General features: G+C 43.0%; 1 protein-coding gene. It reads right to left on the bottom strand.

Annotation, left to right across the window (positions count from 1 at the left end):
• Positions 1 to 79 precede the first annotated feature (79 nt).
• A partial coding sequence (locus ABDZ72_RS14300; protein ID WP_343754357.1) for a transposase occupies positions 80 to 582 on the bottom strand: 503 nt, incomplete at its 5' end.

A 582-nucleotide genomic window follows, 5' to 3' on the forward strand; every position in this document is an offset into this window, starting at 1 on the left:
CCTAACGGATGGAATATCGACCGGCTAATCCGTGCTTCAATTGTTAAAAGATGGTTCAGAACGATAGCTGTGTGCCTTCTTAAGCAACGTCCTGTAACGTCGACATCATGGGGATGTCACGAATCATGCGTTCTTCTTGGAACGTACACTTTCGTGTCCCTAATACATAAAAGATTTTGATGAGTTTTCGGCTTAACGCGATAAATGATTGTTTTCCTGTTAACGGATTATCGGATCGATAACGATAATAACGGTATAGTTGCTTGAATCCTTCATTGTGCAGGGATAATGGGCGTGCCACTAGATAGAGTAAGCTTCGCAATCGTTTGCGTCCTCGTTTAGTTATGGTTGTTTGGCCTTTGAACATCCCTGATTGATTCATCTTTAGATTGAGTCCCGCTAATTTAATGATTTGGCGTGGATCCCGATAATTCGATAAATCACCAACTTCGGCGAAGAAACCGGCGACTGTTATGGCACTGACACCTTTAATGGCTATCATCTGATCAGCTCCAGGGATGTGACGAACAAGGTCTTCCAGTTGTGCTTCAAGAGCTATAAGACGTGCTTCAAGAGCTTTAT

Source organism: Lentibacillus halophilus, from assembly GCF_039522485.1.
Lineage (GTDB): Bacteria > Bacillota > Bacilli > Bacillales > Amphibacillaceae > Lentibacillus > Lentibacillus halophilus.